Source organism: Chryseolinea soli (assembly GCF_003589925.1).
Taxonomy (GTDB): domain Bacteria; phylum Bacteroidota; class Bacteroidia; order Cytophagales; family Cyclobacteriaceae; genus Chryseolinea; species Chryseolinea soli.
This window is the reverse complement of record NZ_CP032382.1, coordinates 5,224,565-5,250,861: the sequence shown is the minus strand read 5'-3', so window position 1 is coordinate 5,250,861 and position 26,297 is coordinate 5,224,565. Positions and strand designations below refer to the sequence as shown.

Annotated in this window: 20 protein-coding genes; 13 read left to right on the top strand and 7 right to left on the bottom strand. The window is 50.5% G+C overall.

Annotated features, from left to right (window positions below):
- Positions 1–47 precede the first annotated feature (47 nt).
- Positions 48–980: a helix-turn-helix domain-containing protein gene (locus D4L85_RS22340; protein ID WP_160143916.1), complete on the bottom strand. Its 933-nt coding sequence runs from the start codon at positions 978–980 to the stop codon at positions 48–50.
- 196 nt (positions 981–1,176) lie between these two features.
- On the opposite strand from D4L85_RS22340, the gene D4L85_RS22335 reads away from it, so the two are divergent.
- From D4L85_RS22335 to D4L85_RS22310, 6 genes are all read left to right on the top strand, one after another.
- Positions 1,177–3,807 (top strand): sigma 54-interacting transcriptional regulator, encoded by a 2,631-nt coding sequence (locus D4L85_RS22335; RefSeq protein ID WP_119756388.1) that lies wholly within the window; start codon positions 1,177–1,179, stop codon positions 3,805–3,807.
- A gap of 176 nt (positions 3,808–3,983) precedes the next feature.
- Positions 3,984–4,742: an SDR family oxidoreductase gene (locus D4L85_RS22330; RefSeq protein WP_119758900.1), complete on the top strand. Its 759-nt coding sequence runs from the start codon at positions 3,984–3,986 to the stop codon at positions 4,740–4,742.
- Positions 4,743–4,983: 241 nt separating this feature from the next.
- Complete coding sequence (locus D4L85_RS22325; protein WP_119756387.1) at positions 4,984–5,181, top strand: hypothetical protein; 198 nt, start codon at positions 4,984–4,986, stop codon at positions 5,179–5,181.
- A gap of 22 nt (positions 5,182–5,203) precedes the next feature.
- Positions 5,204–5,470 carry a phosphoribosylpyrophosphate synthetase gene (locus D4L85_RS22320; protein ID WP_119756386.1) on the top strand — a complete coding sequence of 89 codons (267 nt, stop codon included), beginning with the start codon at positions 5,204–5,206 and terminating at the stop codon, positions 5,468–5,470.
- A 133-nt stretch (positions 5,471–5,603) separates the two neighbouring features.
- Positions 5,604–7,010 carry a M20/M25/M40 family metallo-hydrolase gene (locus D4L85_RS22315; RefSeq protein ID WP_228450580.1) on the top strand — a complete coding sequence of 469 codons (1,407 nt, stop codon included), beginning with the start codon at positions 5,604–5,606 and terminating at the stop codon, positions 7,008–7,010.
- An 87-nt stretch (positions 7,011–7,097) separates the two neighbouring features.
- Positions 7,098–7,526: a VOC family protein gene (locus tag D4L85_RS22310; protein ID WP_119756384.1), complete on the top strand. Its 429-nt coding sequence runs from the start codon at positions 7,098–7,100 to the stop codon at positions 7,524–7,526.
- 5 nt (positions 7,527–7,531) lie between these two features.
- Here the strand turns inward: D4L85_RS22310 and D4L85_RS22305 are convergent, their stop codons facing one another.
- Positions 7,532–8,386 (bottom strand): AraC family transcriptional regulator, encoded by an 855-nt coding sequence (locus tag D4L85_RS22305; RefSeq protein WP_119756383.1) that lies wholly within the window; start codon positions 8,384–8,386, stop codon positions 7,532–7,534.
- Positions 8,387–8,653: 267 nt separating this feature from the next.
- On the opposite strand from D4L85_RS22305, the gene D4L85_RS22300 reads away from it, so the two are divergent.
- Complete coding sequence (locus D4L85_RS22300) at positions 8,654–11,194, top strand: family 20 glycosylhydrolase (protein WP_160143915.1); 2,541 nt, start codon at positions 8,654–8,656, stop codon at positions 11,192–11,194.
- An 8-nt stretch (positions 11,195–11,202) separates the two neighbouring features.
- On the opposite strand, the gene D4L85_RS22295 is transcribed toward D4L85_RS22300, so the two are convergent.
- Positions 11,203–11,508, bottom strand: a complete 306-nt coding sequence (locus D4L85_RS22295; RefSeq protein WP_119756381.1) for a hypothetical protein — start codon at positions 11,506–11,508, stop codon at positions 11,203–11,205.
- A gap of 468 nt (positions 11,509–11,976) precedes the next feature.
- On the opposite strand from D4L85_RS22295, the gene D4L85_RS22290 reads away from it, so the two are divergent.
- The gene (locus D4L85_RS22290) at positions 11,977–13,206 is read left to right on the top strand and encodes a hypothetical protein (RefSeq protein ID WP_119756380.1); all 1,230 of its coding nucleotides are present in this window, start codon (positions 11,977–11,979) and stop codon (positions 13,204–13,206) included.
- Positions 13,207–13,249: 43 nt separating this feature from the next.
- On the opposite strand, the gene D4L85_RS22285 is transcribed toward D4L85_RS22290, so the two are convergent.
- Positions 13,250–14,533, bottom strand: coding sequence for a hypothetical protein (locus D4L85_RS22285; protein ID WP_119756379.1), 1,284 nt, complete (start codon positions 14,531–14,533; stop codon positions 13,250–13,252).
- 209 nt (positions 14,534–14,742) lie between these two features.
- Between D4L85_RS22285 and D4L85_RS22280 the strand changes: the two genes are divergently transcribed.
- The 3 genes from D4L85_RS22280 (at position 14,743) to D4L85_RS22270 (ending at position 17,511) form a co-directional block, all read left to right on the top strand.
- Positions 14,743–15,552, top strand: a complete 810-nt coding sequence (locus D4L85_RS22280) for a DUF1223 domain-containing protein (RefSeq protein ID WP_119756378.1) — start codon at positions 14,743–14,745, stop codon at positions 15,550–15,552.
- A gap of 197 nt (positions 15,553–15,749) precedes the next feature.
- Positions 15,750–16,769 (top strand): sensor histidine kinase, encoded by a 1,020-nt coding sequence (locus D4L85_RS22275; protein ID WP_119756377.1) that lies wholly within the window; start codon positions 15,750–15,752, stop codon positions 16,767–16,769.
- On the top strand, positions 16,750–17,511 hold the full coding sequence (locus D4L85_RS22270; protein WP_119756376.1) for a LytR/AlgR family response regulator transcription factor: 762 nt from the start codon (positions 16,750–16,752) through the stop codon (positions 17,509–17,511). Before D4L85_RS22275 ends, D4L85_RS22270 begins: the two co-directional genes overlap by 20 nt.
- Positions 17,512–17,661: 150 nt before the next feature.
- Here D4L85_RS22270 and D4L85_RS22265 read toward each other — a convergent pair whose 3' ends face one another.
- Positions 17,662–18,111, bottom strand: a complete 450-nt coding sequence (locus D4L85_RS22265; RefSeq protein WP_228450579.1) for an organic hydroperoxide resistance protein — start codon at positions 18,109–18,111, stop codon at positions 17,662–17,664.
- A 384-nt stretch (positions 18,112–18,495) separates the two neighbouring features.
- Between D4L85_RS22265 and D4L85_RS22260 the strand changes: the two genes are divergently transcribed.
- A complete protein-coding gene (locus D4L85_RS22260) occupies positions 18,496–19,467 on the top strand; it encodes a Gfo/Idh/MocA family protein (RefSeq protein WP_119758898.1) in 972 nt (323 codons plus the stop codon).
- A gap of 154 nt (positions 19,468–19,621) precedes the next feature.
- On the opposite strand, the gene D4L85_RS22255 is transcribed toward D4L85_RS22260, so the two are convergent.
- Positions 19,622–22,006, bottom strand: coding sequence for an ABC transporter permease (locus tag D4L85_RS22255; RefSeq protein WP_119756375.1), 2,385 nt, complete (start codon positions 22,004–22,006; stop codon positions 19,622–19,624).
- 348 nt (positions 22,007–22,354) lie between these two features.
- On the bottom strand, positions 22,355–23,002 hold the full coding sequence (locus D4L85_RS34820; RefSeq protein WP_228450577.1) for a DUF4242 domain-containing protein: 648 nt from the start codon (positions 23,000–23,002) through the stop codon (positions 22,355–22,357).
- A gap of 379 nt (positions 23,003–23,381) precedes the next feature.
- Here D4L85_RS34820 and D4L85_RS22240 point away from each other — a divergent pair, with 379 nt between their 5' ends.
- The gene (locus tag D4L85_RS22240) at positions 23,382–26,168 is read left to right on the top strand and encodes a hybrid sensor histidine kinase/response regulator transcription factor (protein WP_119756374.1); all 2,787 of its coding nucleotides are present in this window, start codon (positions 23,382–23,384) and stop codon (positions 26,166–26,168) included.
- Positions 26,169–26,297 lie beyond the last annotated feature (129 nt).

The window sequence follows — 26,297 nt, the reverse complement described above, 5'->3', positions numbered from 1 at the left end:
TGTAAGGAAGGTCGTCATTGGCCGGATCAGGCGCGGTATTGTCCGGATTATGCTTTCTGGCGAAAATCGAGGGGTGTAACGCCGGTGGAGCGTTTGAAGAAACGATTGAATGACGCCGGGTCGCTGAAGTCCAGGGCGTAGGCGATCTCGGAAATGGATTGGTCTGTGTGCCGGACCTGGGCCTTCGCTTCCAACAAAAGCATTTCCTGTATATTCTCCAGGGCGGTAAGCCCCGTATGTTCCTTGATGACTTTATTCAAATGATTGGGGGTAACGGCCAGCCTATCGGCGTAGTCGGATACATGGCGCTCTTTCAAAAAATGTTCGGCCACCAGTTTTTTGAATTTGGCCACCAGCATGTTGCTTTCCGAAAAGCCCTTGTAGGAACTCAAGTCCTGACGTTCGAAGCTGCGTTTGCATTCCAGCAGGATAAGCGTGAGGTACATGCGCACGGCCTCCACCCGTCCTGTTTTCTGATGATGCAATTCTTCATCGATCTTCCGCGCAAAGTATACGATCTGATCCAATTCCCCGGCCGACAAGTTTAGAAAATGCATATTGGACGGGTGCCAAAAAGGATATTCGTCGCCAAGCTTTCGCGACAACATTTGCTCTTCCTGCATGAATGCAGGCGTGAACAGCATGTAGTAGCCAAAAAAATCGTGCGTCGGGTCATAGAGCGAAAAGATGTCGTTGATGGCCGTGAAATTTACCGTACCCCTGCTGTGGCTATATTTCTCCAATCCCAGTTCAACCGACACACCTCCTGCCAGCGTGAATCCGATCCTGTAGAAAAAAGATTTAAGCGGACCGATGCGCTCCCGTAGCCCTTGGGTGGAATACAATTCGAACCCGGGAATTTTAAGCGATTCTTCCAGGGTGTTATAACCGAAATCGACACTTTGCTCCCCGGAACGGTGTGCACCGGCGTAGTGTTCGAGCTTGTATTGTGGAAGTTTTTCCTTTTTTGTCTTGCCCACAGAATCGTTCTTAAAAAAAATAAATGCATCTCCGGCGCGGGGGAACCAAAGATAAACCTTCCCCCAATATTCATGCAAACATTACCTCCATAAGTCGAAAAGAATGACCTGGTGCTCAAAATAACGTCTGCCTTTAAAAAGCCAGAGGATGTCGAATATTTCTGTCTCCAAACCGTATTTTACATAACTTGCTTTCATGAAAAGCGCAAAGCTCCCGCCACCTGAAACCGCCGTTCCCGTCCCGCCGACGCTGGAGCAGGAAAGAAAGGTTTTGCTGGAATTGGGAGATGACATCACCCGGGTCCGGGAAAAGAATGACCTGCTCACGCTTTTTAGAAAACGGATCAAAGGGTTATTTTACTTTACGCATACCATCGTTACCCTGATCGACCGCAAAGACGAAACCTATGTCCCTTTCTTGCTGGACAATGACGGGTCTCCCATCCGGACGCACGCCCGGTACAACGAAATGGTGCAGGCCAGGTTTTCCTTGAACGAACCCTTCATCCAGGCCGTGTTGCAGGCAGAAGAACCGATATCTTTTTTGTTGGAAGAGATCATGGACAAACCCAAAAGCCCTGCTTTTCTCCGCGTGAACTATGAAAAAGGCGTGCGAGAAATTCTCATGACCCGGCTCATGAAAGAAGGCAAGCCGATGGGTTTTATTCACATCTATTCCGACAAACCGGGCAGCTTTAGCAACGAATTTCGAAATGTCATCAAAGGTGTTGCGCCTCAGTTATCGAGCGCCGTATCCAACATTATCAAAAATGAGGAACTGCTGAAGAAGGAAAAAGAAAAATCATTCCTGCTCGAGTTTAGCAGCGACATCGCCACGGTAAGGACGAAAGAGGAGCTTGCGCGTGCCGTTCGCGCTGCACTCGGCAAGCTAAATCCGCCGGGTGGCTTTGTGATCCGCAGGATCAATGACGACAACACGACCATGAGTCCTTATGTCTACGACCTCACCAAAACACATGATCCAAAAGTAGTGAGGGCACTGGAGAGCGCGCGATACCCCATCAACGACGGACTCCAGAACCGCATACTCGATAGTGCGATCCCTTTATTGTTCAATGTGGATCGGGAAATACAACGCGGTATCACCTCAGCCTACTTACAGTATTGGAAAGGGATGGGATTCAAAGAGATCGTCGGCATCCGGTTGCGTAACGGGGAGACGAATCATGGCATTTTGTTCCTGGACATTGAAGAGATCAACATCCCGTTGTTGCAAGGGATTTGCGCACAGATCTCCATCGCGCTGGCCAACATCATGGCCAACGAGCAAATCAGTCAGAAACAGGAAGAGCAGGCCTTCCTGCTGGATTTCAGCAATGACGTGACGCAGGCCAGAACGAAACTTGAGCTGCAGACCGCCATTTTCAGAGTGCTGGATAAAATATTGCATACGAAACTCGCCATGCTCCGGGTGATCGATGAGGATGGGGTACATATGTTGCCGTTTATGTTTGACCGTACATTGTTTGAAAATGCAAAAGTGGATTTTGATAAAATGTCAGCCCACCGCATCACGATCGATGAAACCTATACCGCGCAGGTGCTGGCCAGCAAGGACGGGTTGGTGTTTAACGTGGAAGAAGAACTCAAGAGCGGGAACGCCTACGCACAACTCTGGAAAACAACCGGGTTGAAGAATATGTACAGCCTGCCGCTGCGCGTCGGTGACAAAAACATCGGCACGATCTGGTTGCTGGCCAACCGCTTGAGTCCTTTGATCGTGAAAGGCATCTGCGCACAGATCTCCATTGCGATTGCGAATATACTGGCCAATGAAAAATTACTGGCCTATAAAAAGCAACTGGAGGTGGAGAATGATTACCTGAAGGAGCAGATCAAAACCATTTATAATTTTTCAGAGATCATCGGTGGCGGCGAACAGATGCAAAAAGTATATCGGCTGATGTCGCTGGTGGCCGATTCCAATACGACCGTGTTGGTCTTGGGTGAGACCGGCACCGGCAAGGAACTTATCGCGCGTGCCATTCATAATGCATCGCCACGAAAAGACAAGTTGATGGTAAAAGTCAACTGCGCTGCCTTGCCGGCAAATCTTATCGAAAGCGAATTGTTTGGTCATGAAAGGGGTGCTTTTACCGGGGCCCTTGACCGGCGCATTGGCAAATTTGAACTGGGTAATAATAGTACTGTGTTCCTCGATGAAATTGGTGAATTGCCGCTCGAAGCACAGGCAAAATTGTTGCGTGTCATACAAGAACGCGAACTGGAACGCCTGGGTGGCAAACAAACCATAAAGATCGATGTCCGCTTGATTGCTGCCACGAATCGCAACCTGGAAGAGGAAGTGAAAGCCGGTCGTTTTCGCGCCGATTTGTATTTCCGTCTCAATGTGTTTCCCATTCATTTGCCACCGTTACGCGACCGGTCGGACGATATCGAACCCCTCACCCATTTTTTTGTAGAGAAGTACAGCCGGAATACCGGCCGTAAGATCAGGAAAGTGGCCCCCAAGGTAATCCAACAACTGCGTAGCTACACGTGGCCTGGCAATGTGAGAGAGCTGGAGTATCTAATAGAACGCAGCATATTGTTGGCAACCGACGGTACATTGGATGATGTATACATACCCCAGCATGCCGACGCGGAAAAGAAAGAGCAGGCGTTTCTTTTAAATCGCTCATTGGAGGAAGTTGAACGCAGTTATATCATTGAAACCTTGAAACGTTGTGCCGGTAAAGTTTCAGGTGCCGGTAGCGCTGCTGAAATCTTGAAGATCCCCGGCAATACGCTGCACTCCAAAATGAAAAAGTTGGGCATTACCAAAGCCGACTACTTTTCCAATTGATCACGCCATCGCGGCCCATTTAGTCCTCTTATTTCGTGAAACTTTTCGTGCTTTCACGAAATACAGTGAAAAATTAGCGGCTGGATTTTATTACATATCTGACAATCAATTACTTGACGAACTGGCATCTGGTTGGCCTCTATAGGATCAAATCAACCATTCTAAAAAATAACATTATGAAAATCGTAGTTATCGGAGGCTCCGGCCTCATTGGAAGCAAAGTAGTTGCCATTCTTCGTCAGGGAGGTCACGAGGTGATCGTCGGTGCTCCCGCCACCGGCATCAATACGATTACCGGGGAAGGCTTAGCCGAAGCCATGAACCATACGGATGTTGTTATTGACCTGGCCAACTCACCCTCTTTTGAAGACAAGGCGGTCATGGAATTCTTTGAAACCGCGGGCCGCAATTTGCTGGCCGCGGAGATCAATGCCGGCGTGAAGCATCACCTCGCACTTTCTATTGTGGGTGTCGACCTTATGCAGAATGTGGGGTACATGCGCGCGAAACTCGTTCAGGAAGATCTGATCAAACGGTCGGGCGTTCCCTTTACCATCATCCGAAGCACACAGTTCCTGGATTTCCTGCCGGGCATCGCGAACCAAGCCACCGACGGAACGCAAGTGCATATTTCGGCGGTTCAATTCCAACCTATCGCCTCTGATGACGTGGCAGCCTTCGTGGCCGAGGCGGCACTGGCAGCACCGATCAAAGGCATCCAGGAGATCGCCGGCCCCGAACGTCTAACCATGCCGGAGTTTGTCACCCGCTATCTCCACGACACGAGCGACTCCCGCCAGGTAGTACCCAACAGCCGTTCCCAGTATTATGGCGGTGAAATTCCCAACGCTGCCCTGGTACCTTCCGACGGGCGTGCCAAGCTGGGGAAGATCAGCTATGAAAAATGGCTGCGAAGCCAACCTCAAAAAGTTTAAAAAATTTCTTCTTTGGTCTGCTGGCTGTTGAAACGAAGATGACGGGTGACAGCTTGCCGAGGCGGTTGTAAAAACGGGAATGCACTTTCCACCTGTTCGTGCATCAGGATATCCCTATGCCGGCGTATGATCCTTATGAAAACCGGCCAACAACACGGCAAATCAACAAGTCAGCAGACCAAACTTTCACTCGTCTTTACTTGGAGAAAAGAATCTATTCAACAACCTAAATCAAAACATCATGAACCTCTTCTTCTTACATCCCACGAATCATGATCTGAAAGAGCCATCCGATACACACACGCTTATTCATCATGAGCGCCCGCTCTATATGGATGAGGGCAGTGAATTTCTTGATGATGCCCTCCGAATGGAGGACCTGCCGTTATCGTCCGGCGAAGAAAACGTTTCCCCGGAAAGTCCGCAAAACAATAGTTGATCAACCTAAAAAATCAAAGGATATGCAAAACTATGAATCTCTTGACGATGCTTTGTCAGCCTTAAAGAAAAAGGGCTACGAAGATGATCTGGCAACAGACTCTTTCTGCCTGTACTGCAGCGATCTGGACCTGCGGCTCGATCCGGAGGATTTTCATGTCGATGAGATCGACCGGGTGGAAGGAAATTCCAATCCTGGTGATAGCACGACGGTCTATGCCATTTCTTCCACGGCCGGAGTAAAGGGTACGGTGGTGGTGGATGCGAAGGATGCGCCGTCCGCTACGTGAAATCTTGAAATGATTCTACGTGGATACATGCTCTGCAACCGTTGTCATTTTTAGCATAGGCCGGCCGTCATAATCACGACCGGCGTTGTGTAATTTTGACTATTTTAGGGGAGTTAACCATTAACCTAAATCTATGCGGCATGTAACCCTCTGCTCAGGCCTATGCGTATGCCTGATGCTCCTCGCCACTGGCGCCTCCTCCCAACCCGACCAGAAGCTCACACGCGACATCTTCAAAGAGCTCATCGAGATCAACACCACCCACTCCGTGGGCAACACTACCCAAGCCGCCGAAGCCATGGCTGCGCGACTGAAAGCGGCAGGTTTCACCGACAAAGACCTCTTTATCGGCGGGCCCACCGATCGCAAAGGCAACCTGGTGGCCACCCTGCGGGGAAGTGGTAAACGCAAGCCCCTGCTACTCCTGGCCCACCTCGACGTGGTGGAAGCCCTGCGCGAAGACTGGACCACCGATCCGTTCAAGTTCGAAGAGATCGACGGCTTCTACTATGCCCGCGGCGCCAGCGACGACAAAGCCATGGCAGCCATCTTTGTGGCCAACCTGGTGCGCATGAAGAAAGAACACTTCACACCCGATCGCGACATCATCGTGGCCCTCACAGCCGATGAAGAAGGCGGTGAGAACAACGGGGTGAAATGGCTCCTCGAAAATCACAAAGACCTCATCGACGCCGAGTATGCCCTCAACGAAGGAGGCCGCGGTCAGGAAAAAGACGGCAAGAAAATTCTGAACCAGGTGCAGCTCAGCGAAAAAGTATTTCAAAGCTTTGTGCTGGAAGCGCACAACCGCGGCGGCCACAGTTCGCAACCCCGCAAAGACAACGCCATATATCAACTGGCGCACGCGCTCGACAACCTGTCCAACTTCGATTTTCCCATGAACCTGAACGAAGGCACCCGCGTGTACTTCGAGCGTTCTTCAAAAATAGAGACCGGCACGCTGGCCGAAGACATGAAAGGCATTTTGAAAACGCCCTTCGATCCGGAAGCACTGAAGCGCCTCTCGGCTTTCCCCAACTACAACGCCCTGCTCCGCACCACCTGCGTGGCCACTCGCATCCAGGGCGGCCATGCCGACAACGCCTTGCCTCAAACCGCCACGGCCACCGTGAACTGCCGCATGCTGCCGGGCGAAGATCCCGAAAAAGTGAAGGCCACCCTGGTCAGCGTCTTCCATGACAGCGAGATCACCGTCACGGCCAAGAACGTGGCGAACATGAGTCCCCCGTCGCCGCTGAACCCGGAACTGTTCGGACCGATCGAGCGCATCACGCAGAAGATGTGGCCCGGAGTGCCGGTGGTGCCGACCATGTCGACCGGAGCTACGGATGGGGCGTACTTGCGCAATGGAGGCATTCCTACGTATGGCGTGTGTGGCATCTTTGCCGATATTAACGATGTGCGGGCGCATGGTAAAGATGAACGCGTTGGGGTGAAAGCGTTTTATGAGGGACAGGAATTTCTTTATCAGGTAGTGAAGGAGTTGGCGAGTAGGACGAGTCTGAAGCGGGGGAATTGAAATTCAGGAGCCAGAAGCCAGGAGCCAGTAGGCAGTAATTAGTTGTTGAGAGGCTGTGCCCGTGGATAAAATTGTTATTTTAATTGCATGAATCCGGAAAGTATTGCTCTTCAGGGTATGGCGCCCTTGTTTCAGGTATTTGATATGCCTACGGCTATAAAATTTTATACGGAAGTCATTGGGTTCGAGGTAGTCTCGACGTCCACGCCGCAGGGGGAACATTTCGATTGGGCTTTGCTGCGGCGCAATGAGATTGAGGTGATGTTGAACACGGGTTATGAACAAGATCAACGGCCATCCTCTCCTGATCTCACGCGCATCGCGGCGCATGAAGACACCTCGTTATATTTCGGTTGCCCGGATGTGGATGCGTGGTATGCTTTTTTATTGACGAAGGGGATCGCTGTTGAGAAACCTATCATCACGGGCTACGGGTGGAAGGCGCTGTATGTGAAAGATCCTGACGGGTACCTGCTTTGTTTTCATTGGCCGCTAAAAGAATCGTTAGCGCAATAGCACCATCAGGCCAGTCCTCTGTAGTTTTTGCGGAATTCGCCCGGCGAGCAGTGTTTGTATTTTTTAAACTGTCGGTGAAAAAACGGCAGGCTCTCGAACCCTGTAGCAAAAGCCACTTGCACCACCGGCAGGTCAGAGGCAATGAGTAGTTGACACGCCATGCGGATGCGATACTCGTTCAGAAAATAGAAGAACGGCTTGCCCATGATCTTGCTGAAGAACCGCGAGAACGACTCCTCCGTCATGTGAACGCGGCTGGACATTTCTTTTAGCGTGATCTTTTCCGCATAGTGTTTCCCCACATGGTCCTGAACCGTATTGAGCCGTTCGTGATCGATGGACTTGATGTCGAAACTGAATCCGTCGGCGCTGAGCACATGATATTTTGTGGTGACCGCCATCTCTTCCAGGGTGGTGAGCAAGGCCAACAGCTTTTGCAGCGGCGAGCGTTGCAAGGCATGAAGTAACTTTTCTTTCAAGGGTTGGGCAAAGCTTCGCTCGAAACACAAACCATTTTCGGCCAGACGCAACAACTTGTGTATGGATTTGAACTCTTGCTTCTCCAGCCAGCGGTCGCCCAACAGGTCGTTGCCCCAATGGAACACGATGGCTCCCGCGCAGGGTTGCGGCCCGTTGTTCTTCCAGCAATGCGGAAGGTTGGGGCCCAGCAACACCAGGTCGTCTTCTTCAAAATTCTCAAAGCTGCTGCCCACATAACGAACACCACGGCTCGCGGTGATGTAGGTGAGCTCATACTCGGGGTGGTAATGCCAGGGGGTATCGAAGGCTTCTTTTTCGTAGGCATAGGCCTTGAAGGAGCTGGTCTCTGGGGGAATGATCTTTTCGTAGAGGGCTTTCATGGGTAACCTATTTTGTGTGACGAAGCTATAAAAAAGCAGGAATCGATTCTTGATAGAACAAATTAGGGTATAAAGTAATCAAAATAGGGAAAGTATCGGGGAAATGGGGGTAGTTATTTAGTAGTCGGAATTCAGGAGTCAGAAGCCAGGAGTCAGGAGCCAGGAGTTAGTGATCAGTAATGAGATGGGATGCGGGAGCCGTTGAGGTCAGCATGCGGATCACGAGTTTGTTGAGGGAACAATACAAAATCGCAAATGCAAAATCATATGAATAGCAAAATGTTTTTAGTGACGGTATGGCTCGCCTGCGTGGTGTGGGTGAGTGGTTGTAGTGTGCGTGCCCGGTCTGAGGAGGGTGAGGCTCCGGTGCAGGTAGCGTGGGAGTTGGTTCGGAATACTTCGGCGGAGGTGCCGCGGTTTCAGGCCAGGTTGGTCATTAAAAATACGTCGGAGCAGGTGTTGCCGGCTTCGGGGTGGCGTTTGTATTTTAATTTGCGGTATCATGGGTACGATTTGAAATCGTCGAGTGCTGTTGCAGCGATCCGGCAGGTGAGTGGAGAGCTTTTTTATGTGGTGCCTACCGCGTCGTTTCAGCCTGTTGCAAGCGGGCAGTCGTTCACACTGGACTATTCGGGGAAAGCGCCGGTTGCCAATTACCAGGATGTTCCTTCCGGTTTGTTTCTGACCTGGGATGCGGATTCAACGCGGGCCATCGCGCTGGCGAATCCAACGATTGATCGCAAAGACAATTTGCCGACACCGGACTATCGTGGAGTTTATGATCAAAACAAAATCGTTCGCGACATTCCGCTGGCCGAACTCCCGGCTGTCTTCCCTACCCCTGCTGCACTTGTTGCCAAGACGGGAACGCTTACGTTGACAGGCGATGTGCACATTACTGCAGATCCTGCTTTTCAGCACGAAGCTGATTTTCTCCAGGAAGAATTGAAGGCGATGTTCAACACGCCTGCTCCTTCCCCGGCATCGGCCAATGCAAAAAACATCTCATTTAAAAAAGAAACACTTCCCGCAGAAGCCTACCGCCTCAGCATCACACCACAGGGCATCACCATCGCGGCCGGCGACGGCGCCGGGGCGTTTTATGGACTGCGCTCATTGCAATCTCTTTTCCCATCCGACATTCGCTCCACAAACACCAGCAACCTGACCCTGGCTTGTGCCGAAATAAAAGACCAACCGCGTTTTCCGATGCGCGCATTTATGCTGGATGTGGCACGCAACTTTCAGTCGAAAGAGCAAGTGCTTCGCATACTGGATGTGATGTCGCTGTATAAGTTGAATGTATTTCATTTTCACTTTAGTGACGACGAAGGCTGGCGACTGGAAATTCCCGGGTTGCCGGAGCTGACGGAAATAGGTTCTGTTCGCGGCTATCCGTTTCAGAACAATCAACGGCTGCATCCCTCCTATGGCTCGGGCGCCACACCCGGCAAACCGCAAGGCAGCGGACATTATTCACGCGAAGATTTCCTGGAGATCTTGCGCTATGCCACCCGCCGGCACATCCGTGTGATCCCCGAGATCGAATCGCCGGGCCACGCGCGGGCTGCCATTCTTTCGATGGATGCGCGTTACCAGAAATATATGCAGGAAAACAATCGTGCCGAGGCCGAACGTTACTTGCTTCGCGATGTCAACGACCGATCGGTATACCGCAGCAATCAGTATTTCAACGACAATGTGATGAACGTTGCCTTGCCTTCGACCTACGCCTTCATCGACAAAGTGGTGACCGAGCTACAGCGCATGTACAAAGACGCCAACGCCCCCCTCACTATGATCCACATGGCAGGCGACGAAGTGCCTGCCGGCTCGTGGGAAAAGTCACCCGCAGTGGCGGCGTTTCAGAAAGAGAATGCTTCGCTTAAAACGTCCACCGATTTGTGGCGCCATTATTTTATACGCATGAAAGAAATACTGAGGGAGCACGGCCTCATGCTCTATGGGTGGGAAGAACTGGTGACAGGCGTACAAAAAAGCGACGACTCGCGCGAAGTGCTGGACATCCCCGACTTCAAAAACGGCAACGTGCTGGTCGACGCCTGGTGGAACGCCGGGGGGCACGAAGCCATGCCCTACCAGATGGCGAACAAAGGCTACGACATCGTGCTCGCCTGTGTGGATCACTTCTACTTTGACATGGCCCACGCACCCGCCTTCGAAGAGCCCGGCGACGCCTGGGTGGGATTGATCGACTTACAGAAAGTCTATTCCTTCGTTCCATTCGACTATTACCGGAACACCACCACCGACCTTGCGGGGAAGCCCCTGCCCAACGATTATTTCAATGGAAAAGAAAAACTGAGCGCTGCGGGCAAAGCACACATCAAGGGATTGCAGGGCGCGCTGTGGGTCGAGAACCTGGCCCGGCAGGAACTGGTGGAATACATGCTGCTCCCCCGGTTGCTGGCGCTCGCCGAACGCGCCTGGGCTCCCGAGGCCGATTGGGAGCGCGAACCCAACGCCGCGAAATCCCTCGCACTCTACAAAACCCGGTGGTCGGTGTTCATGAATGTGCTGGGCAAAAAAGAATTACCGCGGCTCGATGTTTTCCAGGGTGGCTACGCCTACCACATTCCCTACCCTGGCGCAACCGTTGAAAATGGAAGCGTTGCCCTGAACCTGGAAGTACCGGGCTTTGACATCCGCTATACGACGGATGGATCGGAGCCTGTGATGAACAGCACACGCTATGAAACGCCCATCAAAACAAAGGGCGTGGTCAAAGCAAAGGCCTTCAATCAAAAAGGACGGAGCAGCGTCACGCTGGTGATCGAAAATCCGTAGGCTATTCCCTACGGATTTTGCCTGGCCCGGATCATATACTCGGCAATGAGTTGGTTGTAGGCCCGCTGACCCGGCTTTAATGTTTCCTTGTATTGCGAGGCCCGTGCCACATCGGACAGAAATTCTTTGGCGTAGGCCTGTGCCTGGGCAAAAAGTGAGCGTTGCTTTTTTTGCTTTGGGGTCCACACCACGTTGCTCATGTCGGGGAACTTACGGATGAAGACATCATCGCCATCGATGCGGAGGATAAATGATTTTCCAGGGGTGGCCCGGGATTGCAAATCTTTTAGCAGTTCTAAAGACAAGCGTGCCATAAAGTATTGAGATTAAGTGAACATAGTTTCGGAGCGAAGCATTTTCCAGCGCCATAAAGGCGATGCGGAAAGCGGTGACCAACATGTTGAAGTGTGCTGTGCAGTCGATACGCGGCACGTCGCAAGCCATGGCCTCCAGGGCGATGAGGGTCATGAAAAGGCCCAGGCGGGACGTTGCGTTTGAATTTTGATCGTTGGATGAGAGGGTCATGCCAGGGCCCTTCACAACTCGCATGCCGGGAGAAAAGGCCGAATGGAGCTCGCCTGAGTGGTTTTATTTCCGATAGCCAACGATATTTCGTTGGCACCGACGATATTTCGTCGGACTATACCCTGGAAGTCCGGCAGCCGGCTCAATAATTTTTACTAACTTCCTGTTGGATGCCTCTACCATGTTTTTTAAATCCAAGTTAACTAGCGCATCCTAGTCCCTTGAGGACATCACCATCCACAACATTTGTTATGCCTATGTTCCCCCGGAAACTCATCCTCGTCGCTACACTGTGTGCCCTTGTTTTAGCCTGTTCTAAAAAAGACGATCCCGAGCCTGAACAAACGCCCGAAGTCATCCTTTCCATCGAGGTGGGCACGCAATGGGCAAATTGGTATTGGGTTTATGCAACCGACGACAATGGGGAAGTATTGGACATCAAAGGCTGCGGACGAGGATTGACGGAGCTCAAGGCCTCTACGGAATTAAGCAAAATAAACGTGACGCTCTGTCGCAAAGGTGACCCAGACTCACAATCCAACAATTTTACATTCACAACTTACATGGGCGTTCCGGTAAAAACAACAATAGAATTACCGGATGATCCGATTCCCACCCGGGGCAATGATTTGGGGGCCGCCATCTTTTCGATCGCCAACTATGTAGAATCCGGTGATCCGCTCCTCAATCTATCGTTCTCGACACGGCAGCAAAATCCTTCCGTGGACAGGCCCGTAGAAGAGTCTTTCGAAAACAACTCTCTTGTCCTGGCGTACACTTTGCGGGAAAGTCCTGCAAAGGTGCTAGTCACCGGAAAGCGCGGAGAAACTCCTGTCTACTTTCTAAAGACCGGCATCAAACCGCAGGATCAATTGGATCTCGATTACAATACGGATTTCAAACCGGCGGATAAAATTCTGAAAATAGATTACTTCGGTTACAACGCTGCGACAGCCTTGGGATTTATGAACGGCGAGAGCAATTCTTATTTTCTAAGCTCCGCCAACACAGATTCACAAAATCTTGGCTATGTAGACGGGTTTGATCGATACCAGACCTCTATCTTCAACAACAACACCGTGAACAGAAACAATACGCAGTATTTTAAAGAAGGAACTCCAGCATCCGCCATTACTTTCCCGCTGCACAATCTGACCGTCACCAATCCAGGAAGGGCTACTTTTGATACACTAATCCCTTCCTACACCTATGCCCGGGCCGAATGGAGGTATTCCGTAGGTTCCGATGTCATTTCCATGACAACCTACGGAGACGCATCCACAAAACTGAAATGTTTTGATTTTCCAGCCAAGCTCACAGAGATGTACCAATTTCTGGACAAGCTCGACAGATCAAAAATACTGTTCAACACCATGAAGGTCTACCAGCATGTCGACGGCTTTACCTACGCAGATTTTCTGGATGCGACCTTACGAGGCGAAAAACCGGCCACCACCGAAGTATTTATATTTGACAATGTCTACTAAGAGTCACCATACCTTGTTCCTTTGTCCTTACGCAGCTTAGCGATTAGTGATAGAAAGGTTCCTCACTGATCCAATGAAACTCGCGGTATAATAAAAAAGCATTTGCCGACGTATACCGGGAGACAATGCGCAGGGAGTCCTGGTTCAACGTTCCGCGCAGCGAGAGCCACTCCCCTTCTTTTTCGAAACGAAATTCACCTGTGGTGGAAAGGTCTTTCGAAAGGACCTTGATCTTTTTTGAGCCGTTCCGGATGGAGCAAAGCCAGGGGATCGACAGTCCATCCATGTAGGTGATTTGCATGGAGTTTCCGCCAAGCCGTACATTCTTCCACCGTCGCTTTTCAGTTTCGACAGCCTGCAGGGTGTCGTTGTTGAGAATGAAATAAGACACTTCAAATTCCCCAACGACGTCAACTTTTTCCATCCCGGCGGCTCTGGTCTCTAGTTCCCGTTTTTGCGACACGGCGGAATACAGGGGTTGAAAAAAAATAAGGCCGATCAATCCGGTCTGTACGATGATGCCCAACCATCGAAGCCTCACATCCGCTACCGGCGTCGCCGGCAGTTCGGGAGCGACCGGTTTGTTCAATACGAACAGGTTGGCCAGCCGTTGTGCGTCGGGGGTGATCAGGAAGAGCGACATGAACAACAGGTGGAACGAATATAATTTCACGGGAACATCATAGAATATGTTGAGCGCAAAGACGTGTGTTAAAACAAAAGCTGAAATCACAGCGCCCAATAAGCGGGTGCGTCGAAAAAGTAAAAGCGTTCCTCCCAGCACCTCTCCTGCGCCTGTGAAGATGGTGTAGGCAGGAGATGCCCCCATAAAGGTCCAAAGCAGACCCATGCGGGAAGAATCTCCGTAGGTCTCCGTCAGACGTGCTACGGTCGGTTCCGGGAACTGGAGGGGAATGACCTTGAGGAAACCGTAAATCAACAGGGCCTGGGCAAGGTAGTATCGAACCAGCAGATTCAATCCCGCGGAAAGTTTCTCATAGGCCCATCGCCTGCGATCAATGACCGACCAGATCAACGTGCTGGCGGCTGCCAACATCAGAAAAACAAAGGTCAGGGCATATTTATACGATGTATCGCTGCTGGCGATCATGGACGAAGAGAGGTAGTATTTACCCAGCAGCAACGGTCCAACCGCATTGGCCATTTGCCCGAACAACCTTTGAACCGGTTGATATACATACCAGGAATACGGAATGAAATACAAGGGGAATGGCCAGATACAAAGCACCAGATAAGAAAACACGAATCTGAAAAGGATGCCCTTTGTAAAATTCCAGCGCAACGGGGAGTTTTTTTCTAAATCCATAGCATAATGGTTTATCAATAAGGTACAAAAAAAATACGGACCTGAGGTCCCGGTCACTCCACCCCCGCATTTGCCGGCTTCACGGACGAGTTTGGACAGCCGGCCATTTTGTTGTCGGAAGCGGGCTTCCGGAAGAAGTACTTTTGATGCATGAACGGTCATGAAGCGCTGTTCATGGATCAGACGATAGAAATCAAAACAAAAAAGGTATGAAAGCAATCAGAGTATTTACGCTCGCCATCGGCTTGTTGGGCGTGTTGGCTGCCGTGGCAGCGGTGGTGAAAAAAACGCATGTTGAAGACGTCCATACTAAACAACAGACCGGGGAAAATCAACCGGGTTTTGCGGTTGTGGAGCTCTTCACCTCCGAAGGTTGTTCCAGTTGTCCACCGGCCGACGAACTGATCGACAAAATTCAAAAGAGCAACCAAGATCACGTTTACGTCCTGGCGTTTCATGTTGACTATTGGGATCACCAAGGTTGGAAAGACTCGTTCGGTGATCCGGAATTTACAAAAAGACAGCATCAATACGCCGAGTGGCTGGACCTCCAGACCTTGTACACGCCGCAAGTTGTCGTGAATGGCAAGAGCGAGTATGTCGGCTCTCACGGTGGTCCCATTCTCGGAGCGATTGCCAATGGGTTGGAGCAGAAGGCCACAACCACGTTGATTCTTGAAGGCACGGTAGAGGGTGGCAAAGTCAACGTCCGCTACCAGGTTGATGGCGATGAAAAAAATTCGGAGCTCGTGCTGACCCTCGTGCAGCGATCGGCACAAAGCAATGTAAGGGCCGGCGAGAATTCCGGCAGGCGCTTATCGCACGTGCAGATCGTGCGCCGTTTGGTTTATGTTCCGCTGGGTGGGGATCGTAAAAAGGAGATCGCGATGGAACTTCCCGGTGACTTTACGGAAAAGGGTTGGGAGCTCATTGGGTTTGTCCAGAACAAGATGGACGGACATATTACGGCCGTGAATCGATTTGATTTTCAATCGGGGATTGAATCCAGGGGCCATTAATCCGGAGCCAGGAATCGGCGGCAGCATTCAGGCGTTGGAATTAAGATCCGGACTGCCTGTTTCACGATCGATATTGTCCACCCGGAGGGATTTGCCGTATGGGATCGTCGCCCCTCCATCCTAGTTTAGCAGCGGGATTGGGTGGGTGATGTCATGAGGTGGAAACTAAAAGGTCATTTAAACCCTATATTTGGAGCATGCGTAAAAAAACATTTGAGGTCTCGAATAGGACCATTTGGTTAAGCTCTCTTTTTCTGGGTGTGCTGATCGCCGTTCCCAAAATTGCTGAACCTCATTTCAATCCCTACGAGGCGGTGGTCAACTCCCTGATCACGTTTTTGTTTTCGCTGTTCGTGTGGTACTATAATATCATGACGCTCCCCGCCTACTCTTCGCGGGATGTGGCGAGCGGCTTTTCATTTGGGCGGCTCGTCAAGAGCCTGGCGTTGGGCATCGGGGTGATGTTGTTTCTGGCTTGGTTTCAACAACTGCTTTTATCACACCTGGATTTTGGGCCGGCGATGTTGATGGTGGAGATCCGGGGCATCCTGATCAACCTGACGTTTTATATGTTCCTTCACTTGCTGTATCAGAGCTATCACAATCAACAGGTGAGCATCGAGTTGGAGCGCACCAAAACGGATAACCTCGGCGCCCAGTACGAATTGCTCAAACAGCAGGTGAATCCGCATTTCCTGTTCAACAGTTTGAATACTTTAAAATACATGGTGGAAAGCCACGATGCCCACTCGGTCGACTTCATTTTGAAGCTTTCCGATTTTTACCGGTTCACGCTGGAAAACCGGAAACATGACCTGATCAAGCTTTCGGAAGAACTGGATATATTGAATGCCTATGTGTACTTGCTCAAGGCGCGTTTTGAAGACGGCATCGACCTTTCGATCCGCATTGATCAGCAACAGCAGGCTACATTCATCCCCCCCTTCACCTTGCAACTGCTCGTCGAGAATTGTATCAAGCACAATACGGTGTCGCTGGATCGTCCGCTGCACATCCAGTTGTATTCAGACCCGGGCTACGTGGTTGTAGAGAACCGCCTTCAACCCAAAAGAACACCCGAGCCTTCTTTGGGATTGGGATTGGAAAATATCAACCAGCGCTACCTGCATCTTTTGAATAAAGAGGTGGAGATCATTCGCGACGAACATTCTTTTAAAGTAAAACTGCCCCTCATCCATGAATATCGTAATCATTGAAGACGAGCTCAAGGCCGCAAAATCGCTCGCCGATCTGATCACAACCCTCCGGCCTTCTTATAAGATCATTGCGCAATTGCAGAGCATCGAAAGCGCCGTGGCCTATTTTTCCGGGAACAAGGAACCCGACCTGGTCTTTCTGGACATCGAACTGGCCGACGGCCAGAGCTTCGAGATCTTTAAGACCATTACCCTTCGCTGCCCTATTATTTTTTGCACGGCCTATGGCCAATATGCCATGGAGGCCATCAAAGCAAACGGTATCGATTATGTGCTAAAGCCTTTTTCCAGGCAGGATATTCTCAACGCTTTGGAAAAGGTCGAGGGGTTCAAAAACTTCTTCCAGCAGGAGTCTGTGCCGGATTGGAATGCGTTGATGAGCAAGATCGGGGTGGACGATGGGAAGAAAAGTTTTCTGGTTTTCAAGAACAACAAATACACCACCGTTCAAACCGATGCGATTGCTTTTTTTTATATCAAAGAAGACGCGACCACGCTGGTGACTTTTCAGCAGCAGGAGTATACTATTGCGCAGTCGCTGGATCAGTTGGCGGCCGTACTGTCGCCCAAGCAGTTTTTTAGGGTGAACCGGCAGTATTTGATCAACTTCGGGGCCGTGAAGGAGGTGGAGCATTATTTTGCGCGGAAGTTGTTTGTGCGACTGGTGATCCCTAGTCCGGATAAGTTGTTGATTGGAAAGGAGAAGACTAGTGCTTTTTTGGGGTGGCTGGAGGAGCGATAGCGTGAAGGCGGTGTAGTGTGGTTCTTCACCGCAAAGACGCTAAGGCGCAAAGTCGGGGCAAAGGTGTTTGTAATTTGTTTTGGGGTTAATAAAAAAAGATAGCCTACCGGATGGCAACGGGTAGGCTATCTTTTTTCTGGTCAATTTGGTTTAAACCAAGTTGATGGTGACGTCTACGTTGCCGCGGATGGCTTTGGAGTAGGGGCAAGTTTGGTGTGCGGCGTCTACCAGGGTTTGGGCTATTTCGCGGTCCAGGCCGGGGAGGCTCACGTTGAGGCGGGCTTGGAGGAAGTAGGCGCCGTCGGTTTGGCAGAGGTCCACTTCGGCGTCGATGGCGGTTTCGCCGGGGAGGGTGACCTTCAATTTGCGGGCGGCGATGGCGATGGCGCCTTCGAAGCAGGCTGACCAGCCAGCGGCAAACAGCTGCTCGGGGTTGGTGCCGGTTCCGGGGGTGCCGGGTGTGGTGAGCTTAATGTCCAGGTGGCCGTCTGAGCTGCGGGCTACGCCCTTTTCGCGGCCGCCGGTGGTGTGGGTTTTTGCTGTGTAGAGGACTTTTTCGACTTGTTTCATGTTGTTTTGAGATTTGATTGCTTGTTCCATAACCTTATTTTTTTTGAGTTTTTCTGAATGGTTACTCAAAGAAACGGCGGGTGTTGGCCAGGGTATACCCTTTATCCGCCAAGTGGACAAAGTCGATCGCGAATCCGGCAGCCAGGGGTCTGAAAATTCCTTTGCGTCCCGCACACAGCACCTTAATCTGCTATAATTTCTGCCGGTTTATTAACGGAGGATTGCTACCTTGAAATGCCATTGTACGGCAAAGATGAAAAGGGCTGGCACACGGTGATGTCAAGAAGGTTTTTAGAGAGATAGGTTAAAATTTTATTGACGCACGTCCAAAACTTGTTGGTAAAGAACACCAACCAGGGCGGCCAAGGGCGGCCGAACGACAACGATAACCATGCATACAAAATATTAAGAACTATGAGTAACCAAATCGCCTGGGGGATTATTGGTTGTGGAGACGTGTGTGAGATCAAAAGCGGACCAGCCTTTAGCAAAGTCGAGGGCTCGAAGCTTGTCGCGGTGATGCGGCGCGATGTGGAAAAAGCAGAAGATTTTGCGCGTCGCCACCATGTCGCCCGGTTTTACGGCGATGCCCACGAGTTGATCAACGACAAGGCCGTGAACGCCATTTACGTGGCTACCCCTCCTTCTACCCACGAGTACTATACGGAAGAAGCACTCAAAGCGGGCAAACCTGTCTATGTAGAAAAACCGGTGACGGTCAATGCCGCATCGTGCGAGCGAATGATCGCGTTGACAAAGAAATACAACAATAAAGTTTCGGTCGCGCATTACCGGCGTGCGCTCCCGCTTTTCAAAACTGTGAAGTCGCTGTTGGAAAAAGAGACCATCGGGAACATCCGCTTGGTCCGGATCAGCGTACTCCAACAACCCAATCACAAATACACCAACGCCGAACACGCCTGGCGTCTCAACCCAGACCTGGCCGGCGGCGGTCTGTTTCATGATCTCTCTCCACATCAGCTCGATATTTTGTGCTGGCTTTTTGGGGAGCCTAAATTTTCTACGGGGCGGTCTTTCAATCAATCCAAGGCGTATCAGGCGCCCGACATCACGTCGGTTGAGTTGGGTTTTGAAAAAGATATCCTGATGCAGGGCGTGTGGGCCTTTAATGTGGCCGAGAACTCCAGGGAAGATGTATGTGAGATCATTGGCGACCGCGGAAAGCTTCGATTTTCATTCTTTACCAATTCCGATCTTCAGGTGATCACGGCCACGGGCACACAGGTGATGCCCATGGAGTTTCCCGTAAACATTCAGCTGCCCATGATTGAGGCGGTCACGAAATATTTCAGAGGCGAAGGAGCGAATCCTTGTTCATTGGAAGAGGCGTTGGTTTCGATGAGGATTATGGATAGGACGTTGTAATCAGGAGCCAGAAGCCAGGAGCCAGGAGCCAGAATTTGGGAGGCGGTGTTCAGTAGTCAGTAGCCAGTAGCCAGTAGTCGGTAGCTAGTAGTCAGTAGCCAGTAGTCGGTAGTCAGTAGTCAGTAGTCAGTAGTCGGTAGCCAGTAGTCGGGGTTTACTCTGTTCTCAGGGATTCTACGGGGTTCTTTGTGGCTACTTTTATGGCGTGGTAGCTTATGGTGAGAAAGGCCAGCAATAGGGACGCGATTCCTGCTAGCGTGAAGACTTCCCATCCTATTTTGATGTGATAGGCAAAACCCTGTAGCCAGGTGTTCATCTGGTAATAGGCGACCGGGAAGGCGATGAGCATCGAGAGTACGATCATCGTGATGGGCTCTGCCGACATAAGCCGGAGAATGCTCACGATGGATGCGCCCATGATTTTTCTTACGCCAATTTCTTTGGTTCTCGATTCAGCCAGGAAAATGGTCAGGCCAAAAAGTCCCAGACAAGCGACGCCGATCGCCAAAATGGTAAAAATCGAGAAGAGGCTCCGAAAACGCTCATCGTTCATGCGAAGTCCTGCGACGTACTCATCCTGAAAGGTATATAGGAAAGGCTTCCCCGGATTATAGTGATTCCAAACGCTCTCGATTTCTTTTATCGTAGTATGAAGACTTGCCGAATTGATCTTGATAAAAAAATTACTCCCGTTCGCTACTTCTAAAATGAAACCGAATGGCGTGATCGCTTGGTGGAGATCGGTGAAGTGGAAATCTTTTGCAATTCCAACCACGGTAACGTCATGCGTCTTTCCGGCTTGATCGTCCCAGGCAAGCTTCTGCCCGATCCAGGGCTTCGGCAATCCAAGTTGTCGCGCGGCTTCTTCGTTGATGATGATGGCCGTGGTGTCGGAGATAAAATCGCGCGAAAAGTTTCGGCCGTCCTGGATCGCAATGTTCATGGTCGGGATAAAATCGTGATCGATGCGAAAGAAGTTCAACGGAACGCGTACATGGGTCGGAGCATATTCCAGGCCGTTGACGGTATAGTTGGACCCCAGGACACCATCCGCACGCGCAACGCTACCGACACCGGAAATCTGCCGCACCGCCTCGTCCCATGTCCCGGTTGCCGGACCAGGATCGCCGATACCACCGCGTACGTTGGGCACGATCACGATGTTTTCCCTGTCGAATCCCATGTCCTTCTGCTTCATGAAGTCGAGCTGGCTCGTGACGATCAGCGTTCCGACAATAAGCGAAGAGGATATGGAAAATTGGAAGACCACAAGAAATTTCCGCAGCGACCGGCCTTTGTGCCCATCGGCAAAATTGTTTCTAAGAATCTTCAAGGGTTGAAATCCCGAAAGATATATCGCCGGGTAAAAGCCGGCAATGAATGCTAACAACAAACCAAATGGAAGACACCACCGGATGATCTGACTGTGAAACAAAAGCCCCGAAAGATCGGCACCCATTACGGGGGTGAGGAAGGGAAGCATCAGGGAGGTGATGGCGAAACAAAATAAGAGTGCGATCGACACCGTGAACAATGATTCAGCCAGGAATTGACGGATCAATTGAACCCGTACGGCGCCAATCGATTTCCGTATGCCTACTTCCTTCGCACGTTTGGATGACTGCGCCGTAGTGAGGTTGATGTAGTTTATGCAAGCAATCACCATTATGAATATAGCGATGAGCACCAAGATCCTGAGATAGGCCATACTGCCATTGGGCAGCAATTCCCATTTCAGATTAGAGTGCAAATGGATATCCGCCAACGCCTGAACATGATACCGATCAAGTGTATTGGGCAAATGTGTTTTTACTATTTTCTTTACCTCGGACAAGAACGATGAAGGATCCGCTCCATGTCGTAGCCTGACATACGTGTAAAAATCCGACATCTGCCAATCGGTGTCGGGGTTGCGCCTGCTTTCAAACGGAATGAGCAGATCGAACGTGAAGTGCGAATTGTCGGGGATGTCTTTCAGAACGCCAGAGACTACGTAGTCGGTGCCGCCATTCATATTCATGCGGATCGTTTTGCCCATCGGGTCTGCGTCCCCGAAATATTTCTTTGCGGCCGACGCTGTCATCACGATCGAATGAATTTGCTTTAAGGCATTCTCGCGGCTTCCCGAAGCAAACGGAAAATCAAAAACGTCGAAAAATTCAGAGTCGACCCTGATCAGCTTTGTCTCGTAAAACTTTCGATCTTCGTATTGGAGCAAATACAACCGGCCCCAAGGGGGCGAGATGCGTGTCGCGACTTCCACTTCGGCAAGGTCAGTCCGCAAGGCCTTGCACAATGCGGGCGGCGTGGTGGCGTCGGGGACGCTGGTCCCGTCGGCGCTGACAAAATCTTTTACAACACGATAGGTGTCGGCGTATCGCGAATGAAACTTATCAAAGCTAAGTTCGTGCTCCACAAAAAGCATGATGCAGAGGAAACCTGTGAGCCCGATGGTCAGGCCGATAACGTTTATAAAGGACGAACTCTTGTTTTTTATAAACTGCCTTGCGGCGATGGCGATTTCATGGCGTAAGATCATGGTGGTAAAGGGATAGCTCTTTCAGCAATTTGCAAATAACGAGCCATTGCTGAAAGCGGGCAAGAAGGAGCCACAAACAAAAGTGTTTATCCGGCTATGGGATAATGCGTTCGGCTGCGGACAGGAGCCAGTAGACAGTAGTCAGTAGCCAGTGTTCAATAGACAGTAGTCGGTCAGGGATATAGAGGAGTTCGAAGAAATTCACGACAAAGTGCGCTTGGTAACTACTGGTCACTAACTCCTGTCTACTAGCTACTAACTACTGGCTCCTGTATTTCCCCCCATAAAAAAGAAGAGCCTCTTATTTCTAAGAGGCCTCCTTAACCAACCAACCTAAAAGAATTTTGTCTACTTGCCTTGTTTTACCGGACGCACCTCATTAGGGATGAGCCCGTGTGCTTCTTTGTGGGTGTTGATTACGGCTTGTTCGTCCTTCGCTTCCGACAGGCACATCACGGTGCCCGTTTGTTCATCTACCCAGTAGTTGATGAAGTTGACGTCGTATTTGCCTTGGGTTGCCAGATCTTTTGCGTGGGCAGCAGCAACGGCTTCGGCGGTGACGTTGCCAGCGCCGAGCTGATGGATGTCCAGAAATAGTTTGTGATTGAGCGTGATGGTGGACTCGGGACCGTCGCTGACGCGGCGCACCAACTGGGGCACGAGTCCGTGGGCCTCTTGATGGGTTTTGTAAACGGATGCCGAGTCAGGGGATTCGGCGAGGCAGTAGACCTTGCCTGCGGCTTCGTCGACCCAGTATTTAATAAAGCTCACGTCATACTTTCCTTGTGTGGCGAGATCTTTTTGATGTGCTCCGGCAACGGCTTCGAAAGTCACCTTCCCGGGTTCCAGGTTGTGTACGTCCAAATAAAGATTTTTTGCGCTCGACGACTTTACATCTTTCACGGGTGTAGTGGCAGTGGAGGATTTGTCAATTTTTGAACTGCATGAAAAATAAAAGACAGTTGATGCAACGAGAATCGAGAGTGCGTTTTTCATAATGGTATGTTTTTGTTTTGTGAATAGTATCGTGCGAAGTGTGTTTTCATTGTCTTCGCGTTACAAAAGTCAGCATCCAGCTATGCGCAGGCTCGCACTTTGGTTGCGAAGGACAACACTCTTGTTGCAGATTCTGATTTTATTTTGAAAGCATCCTGACTTCGGACCTTTTGACAAAGCGTAAACACATCGCGCATCACGAGAGCGTAACTACGATATCCTAATTATACAATGCCACAACATTTTCCGTAACCTATTACGCGACGTCAAAGATATATCCTATAGATCGTCTACATTTTGTCCGGGATAGAAACCCAAAACGTTACAGTTGCGTTTATGCAGTTTTTGGTTATCCCATATTTTTTCTACAAGACCCTCTATGAAAAAAATTGCGTGGCTGTATTTGTCTTTGTCTTTAATGTCCGGCTTGCCGGCGTGGGGGCAGAATAAAAAATTGGATAGCCTCTATCACCAGCTGAATCAGCATCCGAAAGAAGACACCGTGCGGGTGCAACTGCTCACGGGAATCTGTTACTATGAATACACTTCCGACAACGAGCGCAATAAACTTCACGCCACCGAGGCACTGCGAATCTCGAGAAGACTTCATTACACCTTCGGCATCGGCACGGCGCTGAAATACATGGCACTCTATTATTGGGTGATTGGCGACTACGACCCGGCGACAGAATATGCCATTGAAATGCTGCAGACATTCGAAACCAGCTCCAACGTGCTGGGTTTGAGTCAAGCCTATAATTTGCTGGGCCTTATTCATGAACGAAGCCAGGACTTTGAAAAAGCAAAATACTACTACACCAAGGCCCTCGAGATCCGTCAAAAGGCGGGACTCAAGCGGGATGTGGCCTATAGCTTTAACAGCCTGGGGTCACTCTATTATAATCTCTCCAAGTTTGACGAGGCACAGGACTATTTCCAGAAGTCGCTAAAGATCCGGGAGGAAATCAAGGATGAAGACGGATTGAGCCAAACCTATGGAAACCTGGCGGTGATCTTTATGAAAAAAAAGGAATACACCGCCGCCGTGGAGTATTATCAAAAGGCGCTGGCCATCCTGGAAAAATTGGGAAATAAATACCGGACCATGGTGAACTACACCAACCTGGGCGAAGTGTATATCCATCAAAAAAAATACGGTGAGGCCGAGCACTATTTGAAATCCGCCCTCGCGATGGCCACCACCTTGCGCCATAAGGAAGTGCTGGCGGAAGTCTATGACAAACTAACGCTTTTGGAAACGGAAAGCGGCCACCACAAACAAGCCTTGGCCTATCTTGAACTGAAGCACAACTACCTGGACAGCATTTACACGGAGAAGAAGGCAAAACAAATTGCCGAGGTGGAGGCGCGCTATCAAACCGAAAAGAAGGATCAGACCATCCTTGCCCTGGAACAGCAAAAGGAAATTCAAAATCTAAAACAACTGTACCTGATTCTCGGGCTATTGGCCATGACCGTGATCTGCGTTACGATCTACTTTTTGCAACGGTCGCACAATCGAAAAGTGAGTGGCCTGCTGGAAAATCAGAAGTCCCTGAACCTGCGGCTGCAGGAAGCCGATCAGTTGAAATCGAATTTGTTTGCCAACATCTCACACGAATTCCGCACACCGCTGACACTCATCCTAACCCCGATCGAAGACAAACTGGCCTCCCCTACCCTGGCGGCCGGCGAAAAAGAATCGTTTCAGTTGGTGGCACGGAATGCCAACCGGTTGCTCTCCCTGGTGAACCAGCTCCTGGACCTCACCAAACTGGAAGCAAAAAAGATGGAGCTCGTGGTGCAACAAGGTGATTTAAAAAAATTCCTGACCGTAGTCTCCGCTTCGTTCGACTCGCTGGCTGAAAATAAAAAGATCCGCTTCGAGAAAAGCATTGCCGTGGAGACGCGCGACGGCTGGTTTGATGCCGACAAACTTGAAAAGATCATCAACAACGTTTTGTTCAACGCCTTTAAGTTTACAACCGAAGGCGGGCAAGTCACTTTTGCCATCACTCAATCACCACAAACGAACGACCTGGAAATAGCGATCAGCGACACCGGAAAGGGAATTCCGGAGGAAGAGCAACAGCATATCTTCTCACCCTTTTATCAATCCCGGCATGCGGCCGACGACGGCTTTGGTACAGGACTGGGATTGTCGTTGGTGAAGGAGCTGGTGGATCTTTATCAGGGCAACATTCAACTCAGTAGCACCCTGCACCAAGGCACCACCCTTCGCATCACGCTGCCTCAGACGAAGGACCGGCTGCCTGCTTTCACCGTTTTCAAGGAAGAAACTGCGATGGTGGATCATCCCGCGACAACCGCAGCGTCGCTCCAATTTAATGGTGAAGATATCCCTGACGAGGTTGCTTCGGAGAACGAGGCTGCACATGAAGAAACCGTTCTTATCGTAGAGGACAATGATGATCTCCGGAATTATATCGCGTCCACGCTGCAGGGGCAATTTATCACGCTCACCGCCAAAGACGGTGCTGAGGGATATGCCCTGGCCATTGAACGCATCCCAGACCTGGTGATCTCCGATGTGATGATGCCAAACCTCGACGGTATAGGCCTCACGGAAATATTGAAGACCGACGAGCGCACCAGTCACATCCCCGTCGTGTTGCTCACGGCAAAAGCAGACCCACAGTCAAAAATCGACGGCCTGCAGACCGGCGCCGACGACTATCTCTCAAAACCCTTCTCTTCCGAGGAATTAAGGATCAGGGCCACCAATCTCATCGAGCAGCGAAAGAAACTGGCCATTATATATAGAGCCGGCTATTCCGCTGTTGCTCCACCGCCCAAGGAGCCTTCGCTGGATGACAAATTCCTGATGAAAGCCAAACAGCTTGTGGAGGACAACATCGCCGATCCCGGTTTTGGGGTAGAGAAAATGGCAGACAACATGCATTTGAGCCGGGCACAGCTCTTTCGAAAACTGAAAGCGATCGCCGGGTTGTCGCCCAATGAATTTATCAATGAGATCCGTTTGCAAAAGGCAGCCCAGCTCATTCTTTCCAAAGCCGATACGCTCACGCAAATCAGTTATGCCGTGGGCTTTAACGAACAGTCGTACTTTGCGAAACGCTTCCGCAAGAAATTTGGAGTCGCGCCCAGCGAATACAGCAAAAGGAACGCGACCCAAAAGGCTTGAAACTTTTTGGGGCATTCACCCTTTTGTGTTCTCCATTCACCCCAAAAAAATATGATTTGATTCCTTTCCAGGCTGTTTTCGCGGTATGCAACAAGAGTATCCCTTTTTGAAACAAAAATAACCAACCCT

Bases quoted from the DNA above. Each gene is read 5' to 3' on its own strand.
- D4L85_RS22310 (WP_119756384.1), top strand. From the start codon at position 7,098: ATGAATCCGGAAAGTATTGCTCTTCAGGGTATGGCGCCCTTGTTTCAG.
- D4L85_RS22265 (WP_228450579.1), bottom strand. From the start codon at position 18,111: ATGGAACAAGCAATCAAATCTCAAAACAACATGAAACAAGTCGAAAAA.
- D4L85_RS22290 (WP_119756380.1), top strand. From the start codon at position 11,977: ATGTTCCCCCGGAAACTCATCCTCGTCGCTACACTGTGTGCCCTTGTT.
- D4L85_RS22255 (WP_119756375.1), bottom strand. From the start codon at position 22,006: ATGATCTTACGCCATGAAATCGCCATCGCCGCAAGGCAGTTTATAAAA.
- D4L85_RS22260 (WP_119758898.1), top strand. From the start codon at position 18,496: ATGAGTAACCAAATCGCCTGGGGGATTATTGGTTGTGGAGACGTGTGT.
- D4L85_RS22315 (WP_228450580.1), top strand. From the start codon at position 5,604: ATGCGGCATGTAACCCTCTGCTCAGGCCTATGCGTATGCCTGATGCTC.
- D4L85_RS22320 (WP_119756386.1), top strand. From the start codon at position 5,204: ATGCAAAACTATGAATCTCTTGACGATGCTTTGTCAGCCTTAAAGAAA.
- D4L85_RS22275 (WP_119756377.1), top strand. From the start codon at position 15,750: ATGCGTAAAAAAACATTTGAGGTCTCGAATAGGACCATTTGGTTAAGC.
- D4L85_RS22285 (WP_119756379.1), bottom strand. From the start codon at position 14,533: ATGGATTTAGAAAAAAACTCCCCGTTGCGCTGGAATTTTACAAAGGGC.
- D4L85_RS22280 (WP_119756378.1), top strand. From the start codon at position 14,743: ATGAAAGCAATCAGAGTATTTACGCTCGCCATCGGCTTGTTGGGCGTG.
- D4L85_RS22335 (WP_119756388.1), top strand. From the start codon at position 1,177: ATGAAAAGCGCAAAGCTCCCGCCACCTGAAACCGCCGTTCCCGTCCCG.
- D4L85_RS22270 (WP_119756376.1), top strand. From the start codon at position 16,750: ATGAATATCGTAATCATTGAAGACGAGCTCAAGGCCGCAAAATCGCTC.
- D4L85_RS22300 (WP_160143915.1), top strand. From the start codon at position 8,654: ATGAATAGCAAAATGTTTTTAGTGACGGTATGGCTCGCCTGCGTGGTG.
- D4L85_RS22295 (WP_119756381.1), bottom strand. From the start codon at position 11,508: ATGGCACGCTTGTCTTTAGAACTGCTAAAAGATTTGCAATCCCGGGCC.
- D4L85_RS22330 (WP_119758900.1), top strand. From the start codon at position 3,984: ATGAAAATCGTAGTTATCGGAGGCTCCGGCCTCATTGGAAGCAAAGTA.
- D4L85_RS34820 (WP_228450577.1), bottom strand. From the start codon at position 23,002: ATGAAAAACGCACTCTCGATTCTCGTTGCATCAACTGTCTTTTATTTT.
- D4L85_RS22325 (WP_119756387.1), top strand. From the start codon at position 4,984: ATGAACCTCTTCTTCTTACATCCCACGAATCATGATCTGAAAGAGCCA.
- D4L85_RS22305 (WP_119756383.1), bottom strand. From the start codon at position 8,386: ATGAAAGCCCTCTACGAAAAGATCATTCCCCCAGAGACCAGCTCCTTC.
- D4L85_RS22240 (WP_119756374.1), top strand. From the start codon at position 23,382: ATGAAAAAAATTGCGTGGCTGTATTTGTCTTTGTCTTTAATGTCCGGC.